The organism is Microbacterium sp. GW823-FHT02G05, assembly GCF_058797175.1.
Genome location: NZ_JBXAJK010000001.1, coordinates 394662 through 418525 on the forward strand (window position 1 = coordinate 394662; position 23864 = coordinate 418525).

General features: G+C 68.7%; 20 protein-coding genes. 8 read left to right on the forward strand and 12 right to left on the reverse strand.

Annotated elements, in window-relative coordinates:
- The first annotated feature begins 204 nt into the window (after nt 1–204).
- From AC1REM_RS01850 to AC1REM_RS01870, 5 genes are all read left to right on the forward strand, one after another.
- Nucleotides 205–1308 carry an LOG family protein gene (locus AC1REM_RS01850; RefSeq protein ID WP_492513048.1) on the forward strand — a complete coding sequence of 368 codons (1104 nt, stop codon included), beginning with the start codon at nt 205–207 and terminating at the stop codon, nt 1306–1308.
- A gap of 10 nt (nt 1309–1318) precedes the next feature.
- Nucleotides 1319–1987: an NUDIX hydrolase gene (locus AC1REM_RS01855; RefSeq protein WP_492513049.1), complete on the forward strand. Its 669-nt coding sequence runs from the start codon at nt 1319–1321 to the stop codon at nt 1985–1987.
- A 40-nt stretch (nt 1988–2027) separates the two neighbouring features.
- Nucleotides 2028–3305 (forward strand): phosphoribosylamine--glycine ligase, encoded by a 1278-nt coding sequence (purD, locus tag AC1REM_RS01860; RefSeq protein ID WP_492513050.1) that lies wholly within the window; start codon nt 2028–2030, stop codon nt 3303–3305.
- A gap of 75 nt (nt 3306–3380) precedes the next feature.
- A complete protein-coding gene (locus AC1REM_RS01865) occupies nt 3381–3866 on the forward strand; it encodes a winged helix-turn-helix transcriptional regulator (protein ID WP_492513051.1) in 486 nt (161 codons plus the stop codon).
- On the forward strand, nt 3863–5206 hold the full coding sequence (locus AC1REM_RS01870) for an MFS transporter (protein WP_492513052.1): 1344 nt from the start codon (nt 3863–3865) through the stop codon (nt 5204–5206). The genes AC1REM_RS01865 and AC1REM_RS01870 overlap by 4 nt, the downstream gene beginning before the upstream one ends.
- Here AC1REM_RS01870 and AC1REM_RS01875 read toward each other — a convergent pair.
- From AC1REM_RS01875 to AC1REM_RS01885, 3 genes are all read right to left on the reverse strand, one after another.
- Nucleotides 5170–7056, reverse strand: a complete 1887-nt coding sequence (locus tag AC1REM_RS01875) for a heavy metal translocating P-type ATPase (RefSeq protein WP_492513053.1) — start codon at nt 7054–7056, stop codon at nt 5170–5172. The genes AC1REM_RS01870 and AC1REM_RS01875 overlap by 37 nt on opposite strands.
- A 22-nt stretch (nt 7057–7078) precedes the next feature.
- Entirely contained in the window at nt 7079–8617 is a 1539-nt protein-coding gene (locus AC1REM_RS01880; RefSeq protein WP_492513054.1) for an APC family permease, read from the reverse strand.
- Between the two features lie 65 nt (nt 8618–8682).
- Nucleotides 8683–10182: a DHA2 family efflux MFS transporter permease subunit gene (locus tag AC1REM_RS01885; RefSeq protein ID WP_492513055.1), complete on the reverse strand. Its 1500-nt coding sequence runs from the start codon at nt 10180–10182 to the stop codon at nt 8683–8685.
- A gap of 80 nt (nt 10183–10262) precedes the next feature.
- Here AC1REM_RS01885 and AC1REM_RS01890 point away from each other — a divergent pair, with 80 nt between their 5' ends.
- A complete protein-coding gene (locus AC1REM_RS01890; protein WP_492513056.1) occupies nt 10263–11126 on the forward strand; it encodes a phosphoribosylaminoimidazolesuccinocarboxamide synthase in 864 nt (287 codons plus the stop codon).
- Here the strand turns inward: AC1REM_RS01890 and AC1REM_RS01895 are convergent.
- Entirely contained in the window at nt 11116–12804 is a 1689-nt protein-coding gene (locus AC1REM_RS01895) for an FAD-dependent oxidoreductase (protein ID WP_492513057.1), read from the reverse strand. The genes AC1REM_RS01890 and AC1REM_RS01895 overlap by 11 nt on opposite strands.
- A 224-nt stretch (nt 12805–13028) precedes the next feature.
- On the opposite strand from AC1REM_RS01895, the gene AC1REM_RS01900 reads away from it, so the two are divergent.
- Together AC1REM_RS01900 and AC1REM_RS01905 are read left to right on the forward strand one after the other, a co-directional pair.
- A complete protein-coding gene (locus tag AC1REM_RS01900; RefSeq protein WP_492513058.1) occupies nt 13029–14357 on the forward strand; it encodes a uracil-xanthine permease family protein in 1329 nt (442 codons plus the stop codon).
- Nucleotides 14358–14535: 178 nt separating this feature from the next.
- Nucleotides 14536–15360 (forward strand): VOC family protein, encoded by an 825-nt coding sequence (locus tag AC1REM_RS01905; RefSeq protein WP_492513059.1) that lies wholly within the window; start codon nt 14536–14538, stop codon nt 15358–15360.
- A gap of 16 nt (nt 15361–15376) precedes the next feature.
- Here AC1REM_RS01905 and AC1REM_RS01910 read toward each other — a convergent pair whose 3' ends face one another.
- From AC1REM_RS01910 to AC1REM_RS01945, 8 genes are read right to left on the reverse strand one after another with little or no spacing between them, the layout of a single operon-like run.
- A complete protein-coding gene (locus AC1REM_RS01910) occupies nt 15377–16951 on the reverse strand; it encodes a 5-oxoprolinase subunit B/C family protein (RefSeq protein ID WP_492513060.1) in 1575 nt (524 codons plus the stop codon).
- 5 nt (nt 16952–16956) lie between these two features.
- Nucleotides 16957–17718 (reverse strand): LamB/YcsF family protein, encoded by a 762-nt coding sequence (locus AC1REM_RS01915; RefSeq protein WP_492513061.1) that lies wholly within the window; start codon nt 17716–17718, stop codon nt 16957–16959.
- 20 nt (nt 17719–17738) lie between these two features.
- On the reverse strand, nt 17739–18500 hold the full coding sequence (locus AC1REM_RS01920) for an ATP-binding cassette domain-containing protein (RefSeq protein WP_492513062.1): 762 nt from the start codon (nt 18498–18500) through the stop codon (nt 17739–17741).
- Nucleotides 18497–19741, reverse strand: a complete 1245-nt coding sequence (locus tag AC1REM_RS01925) for an alanine racemase (RefSeq protein ID WP_492513063.1) — start codon at nt 19739–19741, stop codon at nt 18497–18499. The genes AC1REM_RS01920 and AC1REM_RS01925 overlap by 4 nt, the downstream gene beginning before the upstream one ends.
- A 3-nt stretch (nt 19742–19744) precedes the next feature.
- Nucleotides 19745–20716, reverse strand: a complete 972-nt coding sequence (locus AC1REM_RS01930; protein ID WP_492513064.1) for an ABC transporter permease — start codon at nt 20714–20716, stop codon at nt 19745–19747.
- Nucleotides 20713–21621, reverse strand: a complete 909-nt coding sequence (locus tag AC1REM_RS01935; protein ID WP_492513065.1) for an ROK family protein — start codon at nt 21619–21621, stop codon at nt 20713–20715. Before AC1REM_RS01935 ends, AC1REM_RS01930 begins: the two co-directional genes overlap by 4 nt.
- Nucleotides 21618–22628 carry a phosphotriesterase family protein gene (locus tag AC1REM_RS01940; RefSeq protein WP_492513066.1) on the reverse strand — a complete coding sequence of 337 codons (1011 nt, stop codon included), beginning with the start codon at nt 22626–22628 and terminating at the stop codon, nt 21618–21620. The genes AC1REM_RS01935 and AC1REM_RS01940 overlap by 4 nt, the downstream gene beginning before the upstream one ends.
- A gap of 59 nt (nt 22629–22687) precedes the next feature.
- Entirely contained in the window at nt 22688–23821 is a 1134-nt protein-coding gene (locus tag AC1REM_RS01945) for a substrate-binding domain-containing protein (RefSeq protein ID WP_492513067.1), read from the reverse strand.
- Between the last annotated feature and the right edge of the window lie 43 nt (nt 23822–23864).

The window sequence follows — 23864 nt, forward strand, 5'->3', positions numbered from 1 at the left end:
AAGACTGTGCTGACGGCTCGGGCAGCGGATTTCGGATCCGCTACGGAGAACATCGACCGTACGCTCGCGCCTCTTCGTGCACAGCTGAATCGAAAGAAGGACGCGACCGCGGACTGGTCTGCGGGGCCGGAGCCCTGTCTTTCACGTTATCGGCACGAATGCTGCGGAGCCAAACTCGCCGTTGTTCGCCTCTAGGGTCGAGGCATGAGAAGAACCCGCGGCGGCGTGATCGATGTCGACTCTCTCGACGACCTGGAGCGCCGGGTGCGACGCGGAGCGGAGTCGATGGCGGGCTGGCATGTGCGGGCCCTGGATCTGACGGCGCAGCGCGAGCCCCTGCGGACGCTCGACGTCGCCGGTGCGCTGTTCCTCGGCTGCACGATGCTGCCCGCCGACGAGGAGTCCGTGCGGGCACGCGGGGCGGTCGTCTTCCCCGCCGTGCCGGATGCACCGGTCGACGCGTACCGCACGGCCCTTTACACACCCGAGGAGCTCTTCGGCGATGCCGGCTACGCGCACAGCCTCGACGCGCGCACGTACGCCTGGTCGCAGGACCGCCACGCCCGTGAGGGCACGCTCGCGCAGGCACTGCACGACCACAGCATCGGCGAGGCGCTGAACACCTGGGTGCAGGGGCGTCGACTTGTGGGCGTCATGGGCGGGCACGGAGCACAGCGCGACGACCCCGCATATGCGGATGGCGTGGCGCTGGGTGGCCTGCTCGGCCAGACGTTGACGGTCGCGACCGGCGGCGGCCCCGGCACGATGGAGGCGGTCAATCTGGGCGCGTGGCTGAGCCGCGAGGGGACGGATGCTGCCGCGGAGGCGATCGCGATGCTCGCACCCGTGCCGAGCTTCACCCCCGATATCGGCGCGTGGGCGGATGCCGCTTTTGCCGTGCGGGAGCGCTTCGGCCACGGATCGGATTCGCTCGGCATCCCGACCTGGCACTACGGCCATGAACCTCCCAACGCCTTCGCGAACGCGATCGCGAAGTACTTCCACAACGCGCAGCGCGAGGCGATCCTGCTCGAGCTGTGTCAGGCGGGTATCGTCTTCCTCCCCGGGGCGGGCGGCACGGTGCAGGAGATCTTCCAGGATGCCTGCGAGAACTACTACGCCGATGAGTCGTCGCTCGCGCCGATGGTGCTTGTCGGGCAGAGGTACTGGACCGAGCGCCTCCCGGCGTGGCCGCTGCTGCAGGCGCTGGCGAAGGGCCGCCCCATGGAGAAGCACGTGCACCTCGTCGATTCCGTGCAGGAGGCGGCGGCACTCGTGACCGAGACCTCCCCCGCCACGGCGGCGTAGGCTCGAAGCGATGAGCGTCACACCGCGGGGAGCACGGGCAGAGCTGCTCGATGCCGCGCGTGCGCTCTCGTGGAGCACATCCTTCCCTCCGCTCTTCGACGCGGAGGGCGCGAAGCCCGCGTCCGTCCTCGTCCTGTTCGGCGTGCTCGACGACATCCCTGCGACGACCCGCGAGACATCCGTCGCCCGCGACCTCGACGTCCTGCTGCAGCGCCGGGCACCGACGCTGTCGTCGCACGCAGGCCAGGTGTCGTTCCCGGGTGGCCGGGCGGAGGACACCGACGCGGATGCTGTCGCCACCGCTCTGCGCGAAGCCGAGGAGGAGACCGGGCTCGATCCCCACGGCGTCGAAGTGCTCGCGATGCTCCCGGAGGTGCCGCTCGCGGTGAGCAATCACCGGGTGACGCCTGTGCTCGCCTGGTGGACGGCCCCCTCCCGTGTCGCGGCCGTCGACCACGCTGAGACGGTCGAAGTGTTCCGTGTGCCGGTGGCGAAGCTGCTCGACCCCGCAAACCGGTACATGTCGGTGCGTCGCTACGGCGCGCAGACGTTCCGCGCCCCGGCGTTCGAGGTCGACGGCACGGTCGTGTGGGGCTTCACGGCGATGGTGCTGCATGCGATCTTCGACGCATCCGGATGGACGATCCCCTGGAATGAACAGGACGAGCGGCCGGTCTGACGCCACGACACACGCGAGCCACGCTGGGTAGTCTGGCTACGTGAAGATTCTCGTTCTCGGTTCCGGTGCCCGCGAGCACGCCATCATCCTTGCGCTGCGTGCGGAAGAGGCGTCGCATGAGATCTTCGCCGCCCCCGGCAACGCCGGCATCGCGCAGGACGCGACCCTCGTCGAGATCGACATGCTGGACGGCAAGGCTGTCGCCGCATTCGCGAACGAGAACGCCGTCGACCTCGTCGTGGTCGGTCCGGAGGCTCCGCTGGTCGCGGGTGTCGCCGACCCGCTGCGTGAGCGCGGCATCCCGGTGTTCGGTCCGGGAAAGACCGCCGCCCAGCTCGAGGGCTCGAAGGCGTATGCGAAGCGGATCATGGATGCCGCAGGCGTGCCGACTGGCCGCGCCGTGCGGGCCACCTCGACGGCCGATGTCGAGGCCGCGTTCGAGGACTTCGGGGCGCCCTACGTCGTGAAGGCCGACGGGCTCGCCGCAGGCAAGGGTGTCATCGTCACGTCCGAGCGCGCGGACGCTCTCGCGCACGCCGAGCAGTACCTGCCGAACGGCCCCGTGCTCGTCGAGGAATTCCTCACGGGCCCGGAGGTCTCCCTCTTCTTCCTGAGCGACGGCGACACGGTGCGCGCGCTCAGCCCCGCACAGGACTTCAAGCGCGCATTCGACGGTGACGCCGGTCCGAACACGGGCGGGATGGGCGCCTACTCGCCCCTGCCCTGGCTCTCGGAACAGTTCGGCAGCGTCGAGGACTTCGTTGCCGAGGTGACACGCGATGTCGCCCTCCCGGTCATCCGCCAGATGGACTCCGAAGGCACCCCGTTCATCGGCCTGCTCTACGCCGGGCTCATCCTGACGCCCGCCGGCGTGCGCGTGATCGAATTCAACGCCCGCTTCGGCGACCCCGAGACCCAGGTCGTGCTGCCGCGCCTGCAGACGCCGCTGTCGCAGCTGCTGCTCGCCGCGGCATCCGGAAACCTGGAGGACCAGCCTGAGCCGGTCTTCAGCGACGATGTCGCGATCACGGTCGTCCTCGCGAGCGAGGGCTACCCGGAGGCTCCGCAGACCGGCCGTCAGATCGAGGGGCTGGCCGAAGCGGCCGCGGTCCCGGGCGTGCGCATCGTGCACGCGGCGACCGCAGGTCCGGATGCTCCGGGCGGTGCGCTCATCGCGACCGGTGGCCGTGTGCTCAGCGTCGTGGCGACCGGGCCCGACTTCCGCGAGGCGCGCGCCCGCGCGTACGAGGCGATCCGGCACATCTCGCTCGAGGGCTCGCACTTCCGCCACGACGTCGCCGCCCGCGTCGCCGAGTAGAACCACTTTCCGCTCAAGGAGCGGACGCCTCGCCCCAGCCTTGACAGCAGAGACTTTCTTTAAGAAAGTTAACGCATGCCGCTCCGCTCTGACTGGTCGTCTGCGACCTGCCCCATCGCGCGCTCCGCCGATGTGCTCGCCGATCCGTGGGTGCTGCTGATCCTGCGCGAGCTGTTCTCCGGCCGCACTCGCTTCGACGAGCTGCGAGAGGCGACCGGTGCCGCCGACTCGGTACTCGCACGACGGTTGAAGGGCATGGTCGAAGCGGGCCTCATCGACGCTGAACACAACGCCCGCGCCGGCTACCGCCTCACGAGCGCCGGGCGCGAGACCTTGCCGATCCTCCACGCCTACGCGCGCTTCTCCCACGCGACCGACCCCGACAACCCCTGGGGCCTCACGGTGACATGCGGCCGGTGTGGGGCGCCCGCGACATCCGTCGACTGGTGCGCGACCTGCGCTGCCCCACTTGATGCCGGCAGCACCCGCTGGGCGCGACGCAGCATGGGCAATGAGCCCTTCGCGCTTTCCCTGACGACCTCCGGCGAACGCAACGCATGACCACCGAATCCGTGCACGCGCGCCGCCGCATCCACCCCGCCTGGACTGTCGCGTTCGTCGCCCTCATCGCGTTGATCGGCGCGGCCGGCTTCCGCGCGGCCCCCGGCGTGCTCATGGTGCCACTCGAGGAGGAATTCGGCTGGACGACCGCCGACCTCTCGCTCGCAGTGTCGATCAACCTGCTGCTCTACGGGCTTGTGGCTCCGTTCGCCGCCGCACTCATGCAGCGTTTCGGCATCCGCCTGGTCACCGTGCTGGCACTCGTCGTGATCGGCGCGGGCTCCGCATTGAGCATCTTCGTGGCATCGCCCGGTCAGCTCATCCTCACGTGGGGCGTGCTGATCGGGGTCGGCACCGGATCTATGGCTCTCGTGTTCGCTGCGACCATCACCGACACCTGGTTCGCAACCCGACGCGGGCTCGTCTCGGGTGTGCTCACGGCCGGCAGCGCGACCGGGCAGCTGATCTTCCTGCCGATCATCGCCTCCGCGGCGCACGACCTGGGCTGGCGCACCGCCTCGCTCATCATCGCGGGCGGCGCGTTCACGGTCATCCCGCTCGTCCTGCTGTTCCTGCGCAACCGTCCCAGTGATCTGGGGGTGCGGCGCTATGGCGACGTCACCGAAGAAAATGCTCCGGATTCTGCCGAGCCGCTGCTCCCTACGGCAGCGGCGACTCCTGCCGAACGGCGCCGGTCCGATCCGTGGGCAGCCGCGCGGTTGGCACTCTCGACCCTGCGCGACGCCGCCCGACAGCGCACATTCTGGGCGCTGGCTGCAGGCTTCGCAATCTGCGGAGCGACGACGAACGGCCTGATCGGCACCCATTTCATCCCGAGCGCCCACGACCACGGCATGCCCACGACCACCGCCGCCGGGCTGCTCGCTGTCGTCGGCATCTTCGACATCGTCGGCACCGTGCTCTCAGGTTGGCTGACCGACCGGGTGAACCCGCGCATCCTGCTCGCCGCCTACTACGCCCTCCGCGGTGTGAGCCTGTTGTTCCTGCCGAGCCTGCTCGCCGCCGATGTGCGCCCGAGCATCGTCGTCTTCATCGTGATCTACGGGCTCGACTGGGTCGCCACGGTCCCGCCGACGATCGCCCTCTGTCGTGAACTCTTCGGCGACCGCGGCCCGCTCGTGTTCGGCTGGGTCTTCGCCGCGCACCAGGTGGGCGCGGCGATCGCCGCGATCGGCGCCGGCATCATTCGCGATGAGACCGGCCAGTACACGATCGCGTGGTTCGCGGCGGCAGGACTCTGCGCGGTCGCGGCGATCGTGAGCTTCACGATCCGTCGCTCGCACTACCGTGCAGACAGCACCTCCGGCGTCGCAGGCTGACGGTCACCGTCCCGCTTCGCCTTCGGCCCGGTGAGGGCGCGCAGCGCGTACAGGATCGTCGCGAGGTCGACGAGCTCCTGCGTGAACGCACCGACGACGGCCGGGATCACGCCCGTAGTCGCGATGAGCATGAGGCCGACGCTGAGTACGATGCCAATCCAGATCGCCGTGTAGGCGACCTGCAGCGTGTGCCGCCCGATCGCCGCGGCGCCCACGACCGGAGCGAGCGAATCCTTCAGCACGACGGCATCCGCGGCTTCGCCCGCCGCCGTCGATCCGCGTGCTCCCATAGCGATGCCGACGTCCGCCGCCGCGAGCACCGGGGCGTCGTTGACGCCGTCGCCCACCATCATCATCGGCCGGGGCGCCATCTCCACGGCGAGCGCGACCTTCTCCGCGGGCAGAAGCTCCGCGTGGACCTCGGTCACGCCGAGCTCAACGGCGACGGCGGATGCTGTGGCGTCGGCGTCTCCTGTGAGGATCGCGATGCGCTCGACGCCGTGGGCGCGGAGTGCGGTGATGACGTCCGCGGATTCGGGGCGCACGGCGTCCGCGAGCACGAGCGCTCCCGCGTATCGCCCGTCGATCGCGACGTACGCCGCCAGCTGGCCGGCCTGCAGGTCGGTGCGCGTGGCATCGGAAGCGAGCGCGGCGATGTAGGCAGGCTTCCCGACGACGACCGTACGGCCGTCGATGTGCGCGGTGACGCCATTCGTCGCAATCTCCTCGGCGTGCGCCGCCGGGGCGAGGGTCAGTCCGCGTTCGACGGCCGCGCGGCGGATGCCCTGGGCGAGCACGTGACTGGAGTACTGCTCCGCGGATGCGGCGAGGAGCAGCAGCTCATCCGCATCGACCCCGCCCGCGGGGCGCACCTCGACGAGGACCGGACGCCCCTGTGTGAGTGTTCCCGTCTTGTCGAACGCCACCGAGCGGATGCGCGCGAGCTGCTCGAGCACCGCACCGCCCTTGACCACGAGCCCTTCCTTCGCGGTGCGAGAGAGCCCGCCGAGGAAAGCGACGGGCGCCGCGATCAGCAGCGGACACGGCGTCGCGAGCACGAGCACCTGCGCGAAACGGACCGGGTCACCGGACACCGCCCACGCGATGCCGGCGATCGTGATCGACACGATCGTGAACGGCACAGCGAAGCGATCGGCCAGCCGCACGACCGGTGCTTTCGTCTGCTGCGCCTCATGCACAAGGGCCACGATCTGCTGGTACTGGCTGTCGGCGCTGCGACGCACCGTGCGGATTCGCACCGCCGCCGAGCCGTTCACCGCACCGGACATCACCTCATCGCCCGTCGTACGCGCCACGGGCACGCTCTCACCCGTCAGCGACGATTCGTCGAAGCTCGCCTCGGCGCTGAGCAGCGTGCCGTCGACCGGCACGATCTCGGCCGGTCGCACCAGCAGCACGGTGCCGGGTTCCACCTCGTCGACCGGCACATCGCGTGTCTGCGTCTCTTGACCGTCGACCATCACATGCGCAGTCTGCGGCGACCTGTCCAGCAGTGCGGTGAGATCACGTGCGGCCCGTCGCTGCGCGTAGTCCTCCAGTGCCTCCCCGCCGGAGAGCATCAGCACGATCACAAGCGCGGCGATGTACTCGCCGACCGCGAGAGTCGCCACCATCGCGACGACCGCGAGAATGTCGAGACCGTAGTGGCCGCGAAGGATGTCGCGCAGCATTCCCCATGCGGTCCACGCGATGACCGCGCCGACGGCGATCGTCGCGGTCCAGCGCGCAGCATCCGACATCCTCGCGATCTCAAGGACGATCACCGCGGCTGTCGCCAGCAGCCCTCCGCTGAGCAGTGGATAGCGACGCGCCAGAGCAAGGAGCTTCATATGCTCATGATGCCTCGGATGCTCAGATACCGCCGTCGATCGACCGGATGAACTCCGACGGGTCCTCCGGCACCATGACCTGCGTGTCACGGTTGAGGCTCTCACCGGCGAAGAAGCGCTTCGACCGCGGGAAGAAGTACCAGATCACCATGAGCACGACACCGACAGCCAGCGACCCGATGCCGACGACGAAGGTGCCGCCGATGCCGAAGAGCACCGTGTATCCATAGTCGGGATCCCACATGTCGATCGCCGACTGCACGAAGGCGTAGGTGAGCATGAGCGCACCCAGCAGCGGCAGCAGCCCCTTCGTGACGAACGCCTTGCCCGAGGTGAACAGCTCACGACGGAAATACCAGACGCACGCGTAGCCGGTGATCGCATAGTAGAACGCGATCGCGAGGCCCAGCGAGAGGATCGAGTCCTGCAGGATGTTGTCGCTGATCAGCGTCATCCCGATGTAGTACAGCGAGGCGACGACTCCCATGACGAGCGTCGAGAACGACGGGGTCTTGTAGCGCGGGTGCACCTCTTTGAACTTCGCGGGCAGCGCGCGGTAGACGCCCATGGCGAGGGTTCCGCGCGCCGTCGGAAGGATCGTCGTCTGTGTCGACGACACCGCAGAGATGAGAACTGCGACCACGAGAACCCATCCGAACGGGCCGAGGAGGCCGTCGCGGATCGCGAGGAAGAAGTCATCGGCGTTCGCCTCGTTGCCGAGACCCACGCCGTCTTCACCGAGGCCTGCGTACATCATCGCCGCGACCGTGACGCCGACGTAGGTGACGAGCAGCAGCACGCAGGTGAGCAGCGCTGCCGTGCCGGGGATGCGCTTGGGATCCTTCGTCTCCTCGTTGAGTGCGAGGCAGGTGTCCCAGCCCCAGTAGATGAAGAGGGCGAGCAGGACCGCCTGCGTGAATCCGGACCAGGACTCGAACGCGAACGGGTTGAGCCACTCCCACTCGAACGGCGTGGGGTTCGGGGCGCTGCCCGCGAAGAACTGCCAGAGCGCCGCGATGACGAAGACGGCCAGCGCGACGTACTGGATGCCGAGCAGAAGGTTCTGGATCTTCTCGCCGATCTCGACGCCCCGCCAGCTCACCCAGGTCATCGCCGCGATGAACACGACGGCCATGAGGATGATGCGCCAGTCGTTGTTCTCCAGAGAGAGGCCGAAGAGCGCCCAGAAGTAGATGCTGGCAATCTGGGCGAGGTTGGCGAGCACGACCATACCCGCGACCGCGACGCCCCATCCGCCCATCCATCCGACCCAGGGTCCGAACGCCTTCGTGCCCCAGGTGAACGTCGTACCGCAGTCGGGGATCTCTCTATTGAGCTCCCGGTAGGCGAACGCGATGAACAGCATCGGAACGAACGCGATGATGAACGCGATCGGCGCCTGGGCGCCGACGGCGAGCACGACCCAGCCGAGCGTTGCAACGAGCGAGTACACGGGCGCCGTCGAGGCGAGACCGATGACGGTCGAGCCCCACAGCCCCAGCGTTCCTGCTGCCAGCCCCTTGCCGTCGGGTCGGCCGAGGTGGATCGGAGTGGTGGTCATTGCTGCTCCTGACACCAAGTGCCGCAGCCGATGCGACTCTGCAGCGGAGGACACCTGGTGACGCGTCAGCCTATCGACGCGTCCGAGCGCTGTCTAGAGTCGTAGCGGCCGACGAAGAGCGCGGCGACGATGGCGATCACGAGCACCGCGGCGGGCAGCAGAATCGTCTGCGCCATTCCTGCCGAGAAGCCGCCGACGATCTCCGGTGGCAGGGCACCGCCCGAGCCGACGGAGCCGGATGCCTCGGAAAGCCCGGGAAGGTTCGCCTCCAGTCGCGCCTGCATGAACGCCGCGATGGCTGCGGAGCCGATGACCGACCCCATCGTGCGCATCGTGTTGTAGATGCCCGAGCCTGCGCCGGCCATGGCCGGAGGGAGGTTGCGGGTCGCCGTCGTGGCGAGCGGACCCCACATGCCCGCGTTGCCGACGCCCATCAGCGCCGACGGCAGGAGGAACATCCAGATCGGCGTCTCCGGCGTCATGAGCGCCGCGTACCAGAGCAGCGCGATGCCGTTCGCAAACAGCCCCGGAATCAGGATGAAGCGCGGATCGACGCGGTCGAGGAGCTGACCGGCGAGCGGCGCAAGAACACCCGACAGCACGGCCATCGGGATCAGCAGCATCGCCGACTGCGTCGGAGTGAGCCCCCGCCCGAGCTGGAGGAAGAACATCATCGGCAGCGACATGCTCGTCACCGCGAACCCGACCGCGGCGACACCGACGGTCGCACCGGCGAAGTTGCGGTCGCGGAAGAGCACGAGCGGCACGAGCGGCTCACTGCGCGTCCGGGCCTGCTGCCAGATGAACAGGGCCAGCAGCAGGATGCCGACGCCGATCATGCCCCACACCGTGATAGGTCCCCAGATGACGCCCCAGTTGTGAGCTTCACCCTCCTGCAGGCCGAACACGATGAGGAAGAGCGCGACGGCGCTGAGGACCACGCCGAGCACGTCGAAGCGGTGCGGGTGCGTTTCGAGCTTCGGCACGAGGACCCAGGCCATGACGAACGCGACGACGCCGACGGGCAGGTTGACGAAGAAGATCCACTCCCAGCCGAGGCCGTCGACGAGGATGCCTCCGAGCAGCGGTCCCACGAGGGTGGCGACGCCCGCCGTCGCACCCCACAGTCCCATCGCCGCGCCACGACGGGTCGGCGGGAAGGTGCGGGTGATCACGGCCATGGTCTGCGGGGTCATGCATGCCGCGCCGATGCCCTGCGCAGCACGAGCGGCGATCAGCCCTTCGAGAGAGGTCGACAGCCCGCACCACAGGGAGGCGAGGGTGAAGATCGCGAGCCCGACCAGGTAGATGTTCTTCGGCCCGAAGCGGTCGCCGAGGCGGCCCGTGATCAGCAGCGGCACCGCATAGGCGAGCAGGTAGGCGCTCGTGACCCACACGACGTTGTCGAGATTGTTCGTGTCGGGGTCGAGCGCGGCCTTGATCGCCGGGTTCGCGACCGACACGATCGTCGTGTCGACGAGGATCATGAAGAAGCCGATCACCAGCGCCCAGAGCGCAGGCCACGGGCTGTGCGCGGTCGAGTCCGCACGTGCGTCAGAGGTCACGAGGCAACGCTACTCCTGCGAACCCGCGACCTTCTCCTTGACGGGTCGGAGGAGTCCGGCACGGATGGGAAGATGTTCGTGTGAGCGAAGCACTGAACATCCCCGGCTGGCAGCACACCTATTCAGGCAAGGTGCGTGATCTGTACATGCCGGAAGACCCCGCCGACGCTCGACTGCTGGTGGTCGCATCCGACCGCGTGAGCGCGTTCGACTTCGTGCTGGAGCCGGGCATTCCTGAGAAGGGCGCGCTGCTCACACGCCTCAGCCGCTGGTGGTTCGCACAGCTGGATGACGTTCCGAATCATCTCGCCGAGGGCGAGATCCCGGATGTCGTCGCCGACCGCGCCATGCTCGCCATGTCACTCGACATGCTCCCGGTGGAGTGCGTCGTTCGCGGCTACCTCACCGGATCTGGATGGCTCGAGTATCAGGCATCCGGAACCGTCTGCGGCATTCCCCTTCCCGCGGGTCTGACCGACGGCGACCGCCTGCCCGAGCCGCTGTTCACCCCCGCCTACAAGGCCCCGATGGGCGAGCACGACGAGAACATCTCCTTCGAGAAGACGGTCGAACTGGTCGGCGCCGAGCGCGCTGCCCAGCTGCGCGACGCGTCGCTGGCGATCTACACGCGCGCCGCCGCGATCGCCGAGGCGAAGGGGCTCATCCTCGCCGATACGAAGTTCGAGTTCGGTCTCGACAGCGATGGCGTGCTGCGCCTGGCCGATGAGGTGCTCACGAGCGACTCATCGCGCTACTGGGATGCCGCGGCGTGGGCGACGGGCACGACGCCCGCCGAGCGCATGGCCTCCTTCGACAAGCAGATCGTGCGCAACTGGCTCGCCGCCCACTGGGACAAGCAGGGCACGCCACCCGCGCTGCCCGACGAGATCGTCGCGCAGACGGCGGCACGCTACCGCGAATTGATCGAACGCCTCACGGCGTAAGAACGGGCTCGCGAATGGCGGTGCCGGCACGCCACGTCAGGTAGCCGCCGTCGAGGTTGCGGGTATCGCGCCCCAGCTGGCGCAGGATGCGCACCGCGGTGTGGCCGCGCTGACCGACCTGGCAGTGCACGATGAGCTCGCCCTCAGGCAGCTCAGCAACGCGTGCACGCAGTTCATCCACCGAGATGTTCAGGCTGCCCGGGATGCCCCCGCGCTCGTACTCACCGGCGGATCGCACGTCGATCACGGTCGCTCCGGCGTCACGCGCAGCATCCAGCTCATGCCATTGGATGCTGTCGGTCGTGCCACTGGCGTGGTTGTCGGCGATGTAGCCGAGCATGTTGATCGGATCCTTCGCGGAGCCGTACTGGGGTGCGTAGGCGAGCTCGAGTCGTGAGAGCTGCGAGGCCGTGAGACCGGCCTGCATCGCGGTGGCGATCACGTCAATGCGCTTGTCCGCGCCCGCGCGTCCGATCACCTGCGCGCCCAGGATCAGGTCGGTCTCGGGATCGACGAGCAGCTTCATCGTGAGGCGCTCGGCTCCCGGGTAGTAGGCGGCGTGGTCGACCGGGTGGGCATGGATGACGCGGTGCGGCCGGCCTGCGGTGCGCAGCCGGGTCTCACTCCAGCCGGTCATCGCGACGGCGAGTCCGAAGACGCCGACGATCGCGGTGCCCGTTGCCGGCGTCGCATCCGCTGGCCGCTCATCGAGCAGACCCGCCTCCCAGGCGATCACGTCGGCGATCGTGCGGCCGTGCCGGTTGGCGAGCCCCGCCATCGTGACAAGCGTGGGCTCCTCGGAGATCTGGTCGATCTTCTCGACCGCGTCGCCGACAGCGAAGATGCGCGGGTCACTCGTGCGCTGATGCCCGTCGACGGCGATGCCGCCGGTGGGGCCGAGCCGCAGGCCACTGGCTGCCGCGACGGATGCTGCCGGCTGCACACCGCGCGCATCGATGACGAGGTCGGCGGCGAGCGTCGTGCCGTCGTCGAGGTGCACGCCGTCGGCATCGATTGCGGTGACGGTCGTGCGAGTGCGGAGATCGACGCCCTCGGCGCGAAGCGCGTCGACGACGACGCTGGCCATCTCAGGGTCGAGGGGGCTGAGCGGATACGCGCCGTGCTGCACGAGCGTGACCGCGAGTCCGCGGTGGGCGAGATTCTCGACCGCTTCCAGGCCGATGAATCCGCCGCCGACGACGACCGCGTGACCGGTGTCGGTGAGCCCTTCGAGCGCAGCGGTGATGCGGTCGACATCGTCGATCGTGCGCAGTGTCGCGATGGGGGCGGCGCCGTCGACATGCGGATAGATCTCGCGTGAGCTCGCCCCCGTCGCGAGGATCAGTGCGTCGTAGTACTCGACGGAGTCGACGCCCGTGCGCAGGTCACGGACCGTGACCGTCTGGGCGTCGCGATCGATCGCCGTGACCTCGTGGCCGACGCGCACATCGAGGGCGAAACGTGCCCTCAGCGACTGCGGCGTCTGCAACAGCAGAGACTCGCGCTCGGGGATCACGCCGCCGACGTAGTAGGGCAGGCCGCAGTTCGCGAAGCTGACGTAGTCGCCGCGTTCGATCACGACGATCTCGGCGTTCTCGTCGAGACGACGAAGGCGGGTGGCGGCCGACATCCCTCCGGCGACACCACCGACGATGATCACGCGCGTGCTCTTGCTCACTTCTGCGACTCCTCTTCCGGGTGGAACTTGAGCCTAACAGATACCCCTGGGGGTATCTGTTAGGGGCCTGGATGCGCCAGCCCTTGCCGCACGACCTCGCAGAGCGCGGATGAATCGCAGAAGCCGCACCGAACCGCATCCGAGCCGACGCATGCGCACAGGAAACGCTCAGGAATCGCTAGTGTTTTCCCAGCATCCTTCATCCCCGACTCTGAGGAGCCCCCATGCCCCTGTGGACCCTGCACGGAAACGGGCGCACGGTCGAACCCGGCGCCGTCGTGCGCCCCGAAGAACGCCTGAACTGGCCTGCGACGATCGCGATCGGCGTGCAGCACGTCATCGCGATGTTCGGCGCGACGTTCCTCGTTCCGATCCTGACCGGCTTCCCCGTGCCCACCACCCTGCTCTTCAGCGGTGTCGGTACGATCCTGTTCCTGCTCGTCACGCGCAACAAGCTCCCCAGCTACCTGGGCTCGTCGTTCGCCTTCATCGCCCCGGTGACGGCAGCGACCGCCTCGGCCGGCATGGGCTCAGCCCTCGCCGGCATCGTCGCTGTCGGCCTGCTGCTCGCGCTCATCGGTGTCGTCGTGCACACGGTCGGAGTCAAGTGGGTCGACCGCTTCCTGCCGCCCGTGCTCGCGGGCACGATCGTCGCGCTCATCGGCTTCAACCTCGCCGGGGCCGCACACGGCAACTTCGTCAAGGCCCCGGTCACGGCGACAGTCACGCTCGCCGTGACGATCCTCTTCGCGGTGCTGTTCCGTGGGTTCCTCGGGCGCATCTCGATCTTCCTCGGCGTGATCGCGGGCTACATCTTCGCCGCGTTCCGTGGCGAGCTCAACTTCGAGGCCGTCGAGAAGGCAGATTGGATCGGCCTGCCGACCTTCCAGCTTCCCGACTTCGCCTCCCCCGGCACCTGGACGGCGATGGCCATGTTCCTGCCCGTCGTGCTCGTGCTGATCGCCGAGAACGTGGGGCACGTGCGCGGCGTCGCGACGATGGTCGAAGACCCCGAGATCAACAAGCAGACCGGCAAGGCGCTCATCGCTGACGGTGTCTCAACCTCGCTCGCCGGCTTCTTCGGCGGATCCGGCACGACAACCTACGGTGAGAACATCGGCGTCATGGCGTCGACCCGCGTGTACTCGACGGCCGCCTACTGGGTTGCCGGCATCGCCGCGATCCTGCTCAGCATGTCGCCCAAGTTCGGCGCGATCATCAACTCGGTTCCGGCCGGTGTACTCGGCGGCATCACGACCGCTCTGTACGGCCTGATCGGTGTCATCGGCATCAAGATCTGGGTCGATGCGAAGGTCGACTTCTCGCGCCCGGTCAACCAGTACACGGCAGCGGTCGCGCTGATCATCGCCGTCGGCGGCTTCATGATCAAGGACGAGGGATCCGGCTTCGAGCTCGGCGGCATCGTGATCGCGACCCTCGCCGCCATCGTGATCTACCACGGCGGCAACCTGATCGCCCGCGCACGCAAGACCGGCGCCGACGACCCCAAGCCGCTGGAGGCTGTGGGCCCGCTGGGCGGCGACCCCGCGTAACCCCTGCGCACTGGCGCTACCCTGAGCGGTCCCAGAAACTCCCCCTCACGGCGTTCCCGTGGCGGGGTTTCTGGGACCGTTCGACGTTGCGCGGACACGGCGGGCTCGACAGAGGAATAGGCGCACCCTCCAAGACGTTGTGACGGTCATGCGCGAAAAACTTGCCGAGGCAACTTCCATGGGTGCGGTGACCCTTCTCGTCGCCGACCTCGACGCCATGACCGCGTTCTATCGCGAAGTTGTCACGCTGCAGGTGCTGCGTGCGGACGGCGATGCCGTCGCTCTGGGTCGCGCCGGGCGCGAGCTCGTCGTCCTGCAGCACAGTCCCGCGCTCCGCCACGCGCAGCCGGGTGCGGCCGGGCTCTTCCACACCGCGATCCTGTTCGAGTCGCAGGCGGCGCTCGCGTCCGCCCTGTTCTCGGTCGCACAGCACGCCCCGCGCACGTTCACGGGCAGCGCCGACCACCTCGTCAGCCAGGCGTTCTATCTGACCGACCCGGAGGGCAACGGCATCGAGCTGTACTGGGATCGCGCGCGCACCGACTGGTCCTGGACGCACGGCCAGGTCGAGATGGCGACCCTCTACCTTGACCCGAACATGTTCTTGAGCGAGCACCTGCGCGAGGATGCGCCCCCGACGACGGCCGACCCCGCCCAGATCGGCCATGTGCACCTGTCCGTCGGCGATATGGCGACTGCCCGCGCGTTCTATGTTGACCGGCTCGGCTTCGATGCCACGGCCTCGCTCGGCGATCAGGCACTGTTCGTCAGCGCGGGCGGGTATCACCACCACATGGCGATGAACGTGTGGAATTCTCGCGGCGCCGGACCCCGCATGCCGGCGCTCGGCCTCGGTCAGGTCGACCTGTTGCTGCCGAACAGCGATGCACTCGGCGAGCTCGGCGAACGACTGGCGCACTTCGGCACAGCCGTGCGCGACGACGGGCAGACCGTGCACTTCGAGGATCCCTGGAACAACGCCATCCGCGCGACCATCACCTGAGCGGAGAAGCAGGAGGCTAGGCGTCGCGGACGGTGAACCGCACGCGCGCGCCGGGCGGGAGCTGCGCAGCCAGGTCCAGGAACTCATCCGTCACGGCGCCGATGATCGGGTACCCGCCCGTGAGCGGATGGTCCGGCAGGAACAGCACGGGCTGTCCGTCGGGCGGCACCTGCAGCGCACCCGTCACCGCCCCCTCGCTCGGCAGTTCGCCCTGTACCGACCGCTGCAGTGGCACCGCGCCCGCCAGGCGGATGCCGACGCGATCGCCACGGGCCGTCACCTCCCAATCCTGACCTGTGAGCGCCTGAAGAGCATCGGCAGTGAACCAGTCATCGCGCGGCCCCAGGGTGATCTCCAGCGTGACGGTCTCGCCGGGTGTCGGAAGATCACGCGGCAGCGCTACGGGATCGACCAGATCCGGCGCGCTGCGCGGATCCCCCAATCCAATCGTGTCCCCCGCCCGCAGCGGCGCAGGACCGAGGCCCGCGAGAGTATCGGTCGCGAGGCTACCGAGGACCGGCACTGAGCGGATGCCTCCGCGTGCCGCGAGCACGGAACGAAGACCTCTTTCGGGCGCGCCGACGTGCAGCACGTCGCCGTCGAACACGGCGAAAGGTGCCCCGTGCGGGACGGGGCGCTCTTCGCCGGTGCGATCTGTGACGACGAGCTCGCCGACCGCACCGGTCACGGCGACGACCAGCGCGCCGGTGAGCTTCAGTGCGGCTCCACCGGCTGTGATCTCGAGCACCGCCGCATCCGGGGCATTGCCCACCGCGCGGTTCGCCGCCCGCATCGCCGTGCGATCCGCGACCCCCGAAGCCGAGACGCCAAGGGCCGCGTGGCCCGGGCGACCGAGGTCCTGAATCAGGATCGGGAAGGGTGCGGAGAGGATGTCGATACGGCGCTGCGCATCGTCACGGTGCAGCCGGCGCGGACGAGCAACGGGCGACTCGTCTCGGTGCGAGGCCGGGCCGGCGAGGAGGGACGCCCGCACGAACCGCACCTGCGTCCCGGGGGCGAGCAGTGCCGGCGGTTCGCGCTCCGCGTCCCACATCACCGCATCCGTGCGGCCGATGAGCTGCCACCCTCCGGGACTCTCACGCGGATAGATGCCACTGAAGCGTCCTGCGAGCCCGACGGCTCCGGCGGGAACCCGCGTACGCGGGGTCGCGCGGCGCGGCACGTCGAACAGCGGATCATCCCCGATCAGGTATCCGAATCCGGGAGCGAAGCCCGCGAATGCCACAGTCCACGACGCGGCCAGGTGCCGGACGATCACGTCCTCTGCGGAGATGCCCAGCAGGTCGGCGACGTCGGCCAGGTCGTCGCCGTCGTAGTGCACGGGAATCTCCACGAGCACAGCGTCGGCGGAGGCATCCGCGGACGCTTCGATCGTCCCGACGATCTCGGCCAGCGCCTCCGCGGTCACTCGTCGCGGATCGAATCGGACCAGCACCGTCCGCGCACCGGGCACGAGCTCCAGAAGCCCAGGCACGGCCGCGGCGGTGAGTGCCCGATTCAGCCGCATGGCCTCATCGAGGTCGGCGGTCTCGACGAGCAGCGCCCGATCCGAAGCTCGGAGGATGCGCATGGCCGTCACTTCGCGAAGGGGGCAATGCGGACTCCGGCTGCGTCGAGCCGTCGCCGCACCTCACGGGCCATGGCGATGGATCCCGGGCTGTCGCCGTGCACGCAGATCGACTCGGCGCGCACCGGCACCAGCGTCCCGTCGACAGCGTCGATCATTCCGGTGTCGACGAGGCGCAGCATCCGCTCGGCCACCGTCGCCGGGTCATGCAGCAGGGCACCGGGGTGCGTGCGAGGCACGAGACGACCGTCCGACAGATATCCGCGGTCGGCGAAGGCCTCTGCGGCGACCGCGAGTCCCGCTCGCTGCGCCCGCTCCAGGACAAGGCTTCCCGCGAGCCCCAGCAGCACGAGTCCGGGGTCCACAGCGCGCACCGCCGCGATGACCGCTGCCGCCTGCGCCTCGTCGTGGGCGATCGTGTTGTAGAGCGCACCGTGCGGCTTGACGTAGGCGACTCGGCCACCGGCCGCGGCGGCCCATGAGGAGAGCGTCGCGATCTGCTCTTCGACCTCGGCCTGGAGGACAGCCCCGGTGACGTCCATCGCGGTGCGCCCGAAGCCCTCGAAATCGCGGTAGCTCGGATGCGCACCGACCACGACACCGCGCGTGATCGCGTTCCTCAGGGTCGCCTGGATGCCCGCCGGCGTGCCGGCGTGGAACCCGCACGACACGTTCGCGCTCGACACGACCTCGAGCATGCCCTCGTCGTCGCTCACGATCCGACCTGGGGAGTTCTCCCCCAGGTCGGAGTTCAGATCGATGGATGCCATGCCCCCACCGTAGGCGACGTCTACCCGGCGAGGCCCGTGATCATCGAGACCAGCTCATTGTGCGAGGTGTCAGCCACGCGCATGGTGCCCACCTGGGTGCCGCGGCGCAGCACGGTGACACGGTCGGCGATGCGGAAAACCTGCTCCATGTTGTGGCTGACAATCACGACAGCGGTGCCGCGCTCGCGCAGACGCAGGATGAGCGACTCGACTTTCGCGGTCTCGGCCACGCCGAGTGCGGCGGTCGGCTCATCCATGAGCACGAGGTTGCTCGCCCAGTGCGTGGCGCGCGAGATCGCGATCGCCTGACGCTGACCACCCGAGAGGTCCGACAGGGTCGCCTTCGCACTCGGGATGCGCACGTCGAGGTCGTCAACGAGCTTCTGCGTCTGCCGTGCCATCTCGGCGCGGTCGAGCACGGTGAACGGCCACACGCCCCGAGTCAGCTCACGCCCCAGGAACAGGTTCATGTACACGGGCTGCTGATCGACGAGCGCGAGGTCCTGGTAGACGACCTCGATGCCCTGCGCCTGTGCGGCCGAGGCATCCGCCAGCGACACTTTCTGCCCGCGCAGCAGGATCTCACCGCCGCTGGGCTGATAGACACCCGCGATGATCTTCATGAGTGTCGACTTGCCTGCGCCGTTGTCACCGACGAGCGCGACGATCTCACCCGGTTCGACCCGCAGATCGAAGTTGTGGATCGCGGTCACCGCGCCGAAGCTCTTGGTGATCCCGCGCAGTTCGAGGGGCGCGTCGATGGCGGTGTCGTTGATGCTCATGCTCCGACCTCCTGCTGCGCGACCGCGACCGCGGCCGTCTCGGCGGTGGCGCGCAGCGGCGGCGCGCCGTTCGACGACCAGATGTCCGCGAGCTGCGGGGATCCGGTCGAAAGCCCGCGGATGCCGGCGGTGAGCCCGCGGCTCACGAACACCTGCGGTCGGAACCCGAAGATCACGGTGTCGCCCTCGGCGGCGTCGGCGGGAGCGTCAAGCGGAATGCGCGCGTAGTAGTCGATCGCCTCCGGCGCGGGCATCTCGACCGGACGAGCGGTGAGGATCGCGGGGTCTTCGCCATCGCGCACGATGAGCGCCGACGTCGCGGGGATCCCGTGTACGGGGTCGACATAGAGTCCGCCGCCGAAGACGTAGGCGCGGTCGTCCCAGAGGTGGGAGACCTCGGTCACGTAGGCGATTGCCGGCTCTTCGAGCAGGTCAACGCGTGCGTGCAGCGGGGTCGTGCCGGTGAGTCCATGCCCCGGCTCGACCTGCGTCGCGCCTGCCTCAGCGAGACGCGCCAGGGTCGCGGTCGATGTCGTGCCCGGGGCATTCATCTGCACGTCTTCGAACCCGGCATCCTGCAGTCGCCGCTTCGCCTGAGCCAGCGTCTGCAGGTTCGGAGTCGTCTGCGCCTCGCCGCTCTCGCCGTCGACGAGCGTCGCCGGGAAGGTCGTCACCCCGGCCACCCGCACACCGGGCAGTGCGTCGATCACCCGCGCGTGCTCAACGATGCGCTCGGCATCGAAGCCACCCTCGTGCCCCGTGTAGAAGCGGTCGCCGGGGGCGACGACGCGCAGCAGCACGTCTTGCACCCGTCCGTGTGCGAGGGCGGCAGCTCCCGCCTCGCGTGCCTTCTGCTCCGAGAAGACCGTCCAGTAGCGGGGGTGGAGAGCGGATGCCTCGGCGGCCCGATGCCGCGGAATCTGCACGAGGTGCCCCAGGTGGCCCGTGGCGAGTCCGCCCGTCGCGGCGGCGACCGCGCACTCAAGGTCGACGCCGACGGCCTCGCTGATTCCGCCGCGGCGGATCGCGCGCGACGCATCCGGATTGCGACCGATCTGCTTCGTCATCGCAAAAGGACGAAGGCCCAGCCGTGCCGCTTCGGCGCTGATCGTGCGCGCGTTGCGCTCCACCGCGTCGAGGTCGATCACGAAGGTGTTGGGAGGCAGCTCACCGCTGCGGTGGAACGCGGCCGCGGCCTGCAGCAGTGCGGCGTTGCGACGCTGAAGAAGCGAGAGGAACATCGGTCACTGACCTTTCTTGCCGCGCAGCGACAGGGTGACGGCGAGAAGGATGATGACACCGCGCACGATCATCTGCTGCGCCACAGTGAGGCCTCCCAGCAGAAGTCCGTAGTTGATCATGCTCATGAACAGGCTGCCGACGACGGCACCGATGATCGAGCCTCGACCTCCGGCGAGCGCCGTGCCGCCGACGATCACGGCGGCGAGGACGCTCATCAGGTCCGCGGTGCCGAGTGTGTAGGTGGCACCCGCGAGGCGTCCGGCGTAGAGGATGCCGGCGAGCGCCGCCGCGACACCCGAGAAGGTGAAGACCATGAGGCGCACCCGCGCCACCTTCACACCGCTGACGCGGGCGGCCTGCGCGTTGTTGCCGACCGCGAGCACGTGCGCACCGGCGCGACGCTGGCGCAGCACGTGCCAGCCGAGGACCGCGATCACGAGTGACCACCAGATGAGAATCGGCACCCCGGCGAGCGTTCCGCCGCCGAAGATCCAGACGAATGTGGCATCCGTCACCGGCACCGACTGCAGGTTGGTGATCTGCTGCGCGAGGCCTGCGACCAGGCCCATCGTGGCGAGGGTCACAAGGAACGACGGCAATCGGAACGCGGTGATGAAGACGCCGTTGACGAAGCCGACGAGCGCACCGACGAGGAGGCCCGCGAGCGCGCCAGCCCACCACCAGCCGGTGACCTGCAGGGCGACCGCCGCGGAGAGCGCCGAGAGCGCGACCGTCGACCCGATCGACAGGTCGATCTCGCCCAGGCTCAGCACGAACACCGTGCCGACAGCCATGATCGTGATCGGTGCCGCCTGCGTGGCGATGTTCACGAGCGTCGTGAGGTTGAGGAAGTTCGCGCCCTGCGTGATCGCGAAGAACACGAACACGAGCACGAAGCCGATGTAGACGACGTACTTCTGCCAGTCGTGTCGCATCCTCTGCAGCAGAGGGGCCGGGGTGGCAACGGTGGTCATGCGGATGCTCCTGTCAACGATGACATCGAACGACGAGCCAGCTCGATCGCTCCGAGGACGGCTCCGGCGGAGCCCAGGGTAGAGATGCGCAGCGGCACATCGGGGTGGCCGAGACGGGCGAGCCACTGCTGGATCGGGGCGCGCAGCTCTGCACGAGAGCCGATTCCGCCGCCGAGGACGAAAGCGCCGGGGTCGACAACGGCGATCACGGATGCGAGTGCGTACGCGATCCACTGAGCCTGTGCGTCCATAGCAGCCACCGCATCGGGCTGACCTGCTGCGGCGCGGTCGAATACTTCGCGCACGTTCCGGGCGCCCGGGTCGCGCGCGGCGAGAACATCACCGGCGACGGCCTCTTCCAGCGCCCCGCGCCGGTGATGGGCGGGATCCAGCGGGTCGGCGCCCAGGGGGAGGTAGCCGATCTCTCCGGCCGCACCCCGCGCACCACGGACGAGCTCCCCGCCGAGGACGAGCCCCATGCCGATGCCGGTTCCGACAGCGACGTAGGCGAAAGAGTCCGTCGTCGCCGCAGCGACGAGCTCTCCGATGGCAGCGACGTTGGCGTCGTTGTCGAGCGTGACGGGGCACGCGAAGTGGACTCCGAGTGCGGCAACGAGATCGAACTCGACGTCTCCCAGATTGGGAGCATCTGAGAAGCCGCCGTCTGCCTGCGGCACCCCGGCACCGCCCAGGCCGATCGCCACGATGGGCCCGGCGCCCACCTCATCCCGCAACGCCGAGACCGTCGTCACGAGAGCGTCGAGCAGACCCGCGCCGCCGCCGCTCGGCGTCGGAACCACGCGCTCCGCCTCCAGTGAGAGCCGCTGCGCGGTCGCATCCGCCCTCACCGCTCCGACGTGCATCTTCGTGCCGCCGAGATCGATGCCGATCAGCAAGCCGGTCATGCGATCACCTCCAGCATGCGGACGGGGGTCGTGCGTGTCATCGCATCGATCGCCGCCTCGTCGACGCCCCGCTCGCGCAGCATCGGCAGGAAGACGTCGGCGAGATACATGTAGCCGCGTTGTCCGTGGGTGTCGGGGTTCATCCAGACTTCCGCGCCGGTGAGGTCCTGCGCCAGCAGAATCCGCTCGCCGTAACCCTCTGCGACGAGCTGCGCGACCATGTCGGCCCGCCCCTCGTCGCTGCGTGCGAATGCGTGCTTCACGAACTCGCCATCCGGGCGCCGCGCAGGTGCGGGCTCTAGGAAGAAGTCCCAGGTCTCTTTGCCGATCGTGTCGACAGCGATGAGTGCGCCGCGATCCAACACGGCCCGGGCGACATCGAGGCTCAGCTGCGTATCGATGTGCCCGATCACGACACGATCGAGATCGGCGCCGTCGGACTGCAGGATGTCGAGCTGCTCCTGCGTCATCGTCCCGTGCGTCGTATGCGTGAAGATCGCCAGGCCGTTCTCGGCGTGCGCGCGAGCGACCGCGCGCAGCATCCGCTCCTCGAACGGGGTGATCTCGCCCAGACTCGTGGCCTGCTCGCCGTAGACACCGGCGCGCACGTCGGTGGTGCCGATACCAGTGGCCGCGTCGGCCACCAGTCGAGCCACGAGCTGACCGAGCGGAGCCTCACGCGCCCATTCCGGCGCATAGGCCTCCAAGTAGATCGAGGTTCCTGCGACGATGTCGACTCCGCTCTGCCGCGAGATCTCACGCAGCTGGGTCACATTCGCACCGTCGGCGCTGCGGCCCACGACTCCGTACGGCGACAGGTCGACGACCGCGCCGAAACCGGCGGAGTGCAGGCCATCGAGCGCCCCGATCGCCAGGTCGACCTGGTTGTCGACGCGACCCGCCGTCAGCCACGGACCCGGCACCAGCGACAAAAGGTGCTCATGGGGCATGACGCGACCGAGATCGGCCGACGGCACGGGTCCGAAGACCGTCATCACAGAGGACATGGGCTCTCTTTCGAGGAAGGAGGGAGCGGTGAGTGCACACCGCCCCCTGGCTGCTGAGGCTACTTTCCGGTGACGCTCGCCGGAGGCTCGACGCCGTAGTCGGCGAGCCATCCTGCGTCGAGATTGTCGGCGCTGACCTTGGTCGGGTCGCTCGCGACCAGCGCAGGTGCCGTCTTGCCCAGCACACCGTACGCGCCCGCGCGGGCGAGGCCGACACCGATGTCGATCGATCCGTTTCCGACCATGCCTGCGACGTTCGACCCGTTGAGCATCGCCGCGGCGACGGTCGTGTCGAGATCGTTGGTGACGACCTGGATGTCGGTGCGACCGGATGCCTTGATCGCCGCGAGCACGCCCTGCGCAGCCGTCGCCCACGAGACGTAGATGCCCTTGAGGTTCGGGTTCTTCGCGATCATCGCGGCAGCGATGGTCTGCGTATCGGTCTCCTGCGCGAAGCCCTGCTCCTCGACGATCGTGATGTCGGGGTACGAGTACGCCGTCCATGCCTTGAACGACTCGTCGCGCTGGTTCGTGAACCAGAAGTTCGCGTTGTAGCTCAGGTACCCGATCTCGCCCGTGCCGTCGAGCGCGTCACCGAGGATCTCCGCGTTCGCGCGACCCGCCTTGGCGAGGTCTTCCGTCACGATCGAGACGAAGTCGGTCCCGGCTTTCCACCCCGCGGGCGGCGTTGTCATGATGACGAGCTTCGCACCGGCATCCTTGATCGGCTGGAACGAGGTGGCCGCCGAGGTGGGGTCGACGGCGATCGCCACGACGATGTCGGGCTTGAGCGCCATCACGGTCTGCACGTTGTTCGCCTGGGTCGCGGCGTCGAAGCCCGCCTGGGTGCTCGCGACGACCTCGACGCCGAGGCGCTCGAACTCCTGGCGCGCGCCCTGTTCGACGGCGGCGACGAAGTCTCCGGAGGTGTGCCAGATGAAGGCTGCGGTGAGGTCGCCGTCGGCGATCTGCTTCTCTTCGTCCGCGGTGAGAACGACATCGGCCAGGGGACCGGGGGTCTCGCCGTTGGGGCCGGTGAACTCGAGGCTGGGCTCAGCGGCGGGAGTCTTCGGCTCGGCGGCGGAATCACCGGAGGTTGCTGCGGGGGCGGCGCAGCCGGTGAGCAGAAGTGCACCGGCAACGATGCCGGTGAGAGCTACGTGCGCGCCGCGGCGAGCGATTCGGGTAGTCATGAGAAAGCCTTTCAACCTGCACAGCGGGAGGGCTGACCCCTGG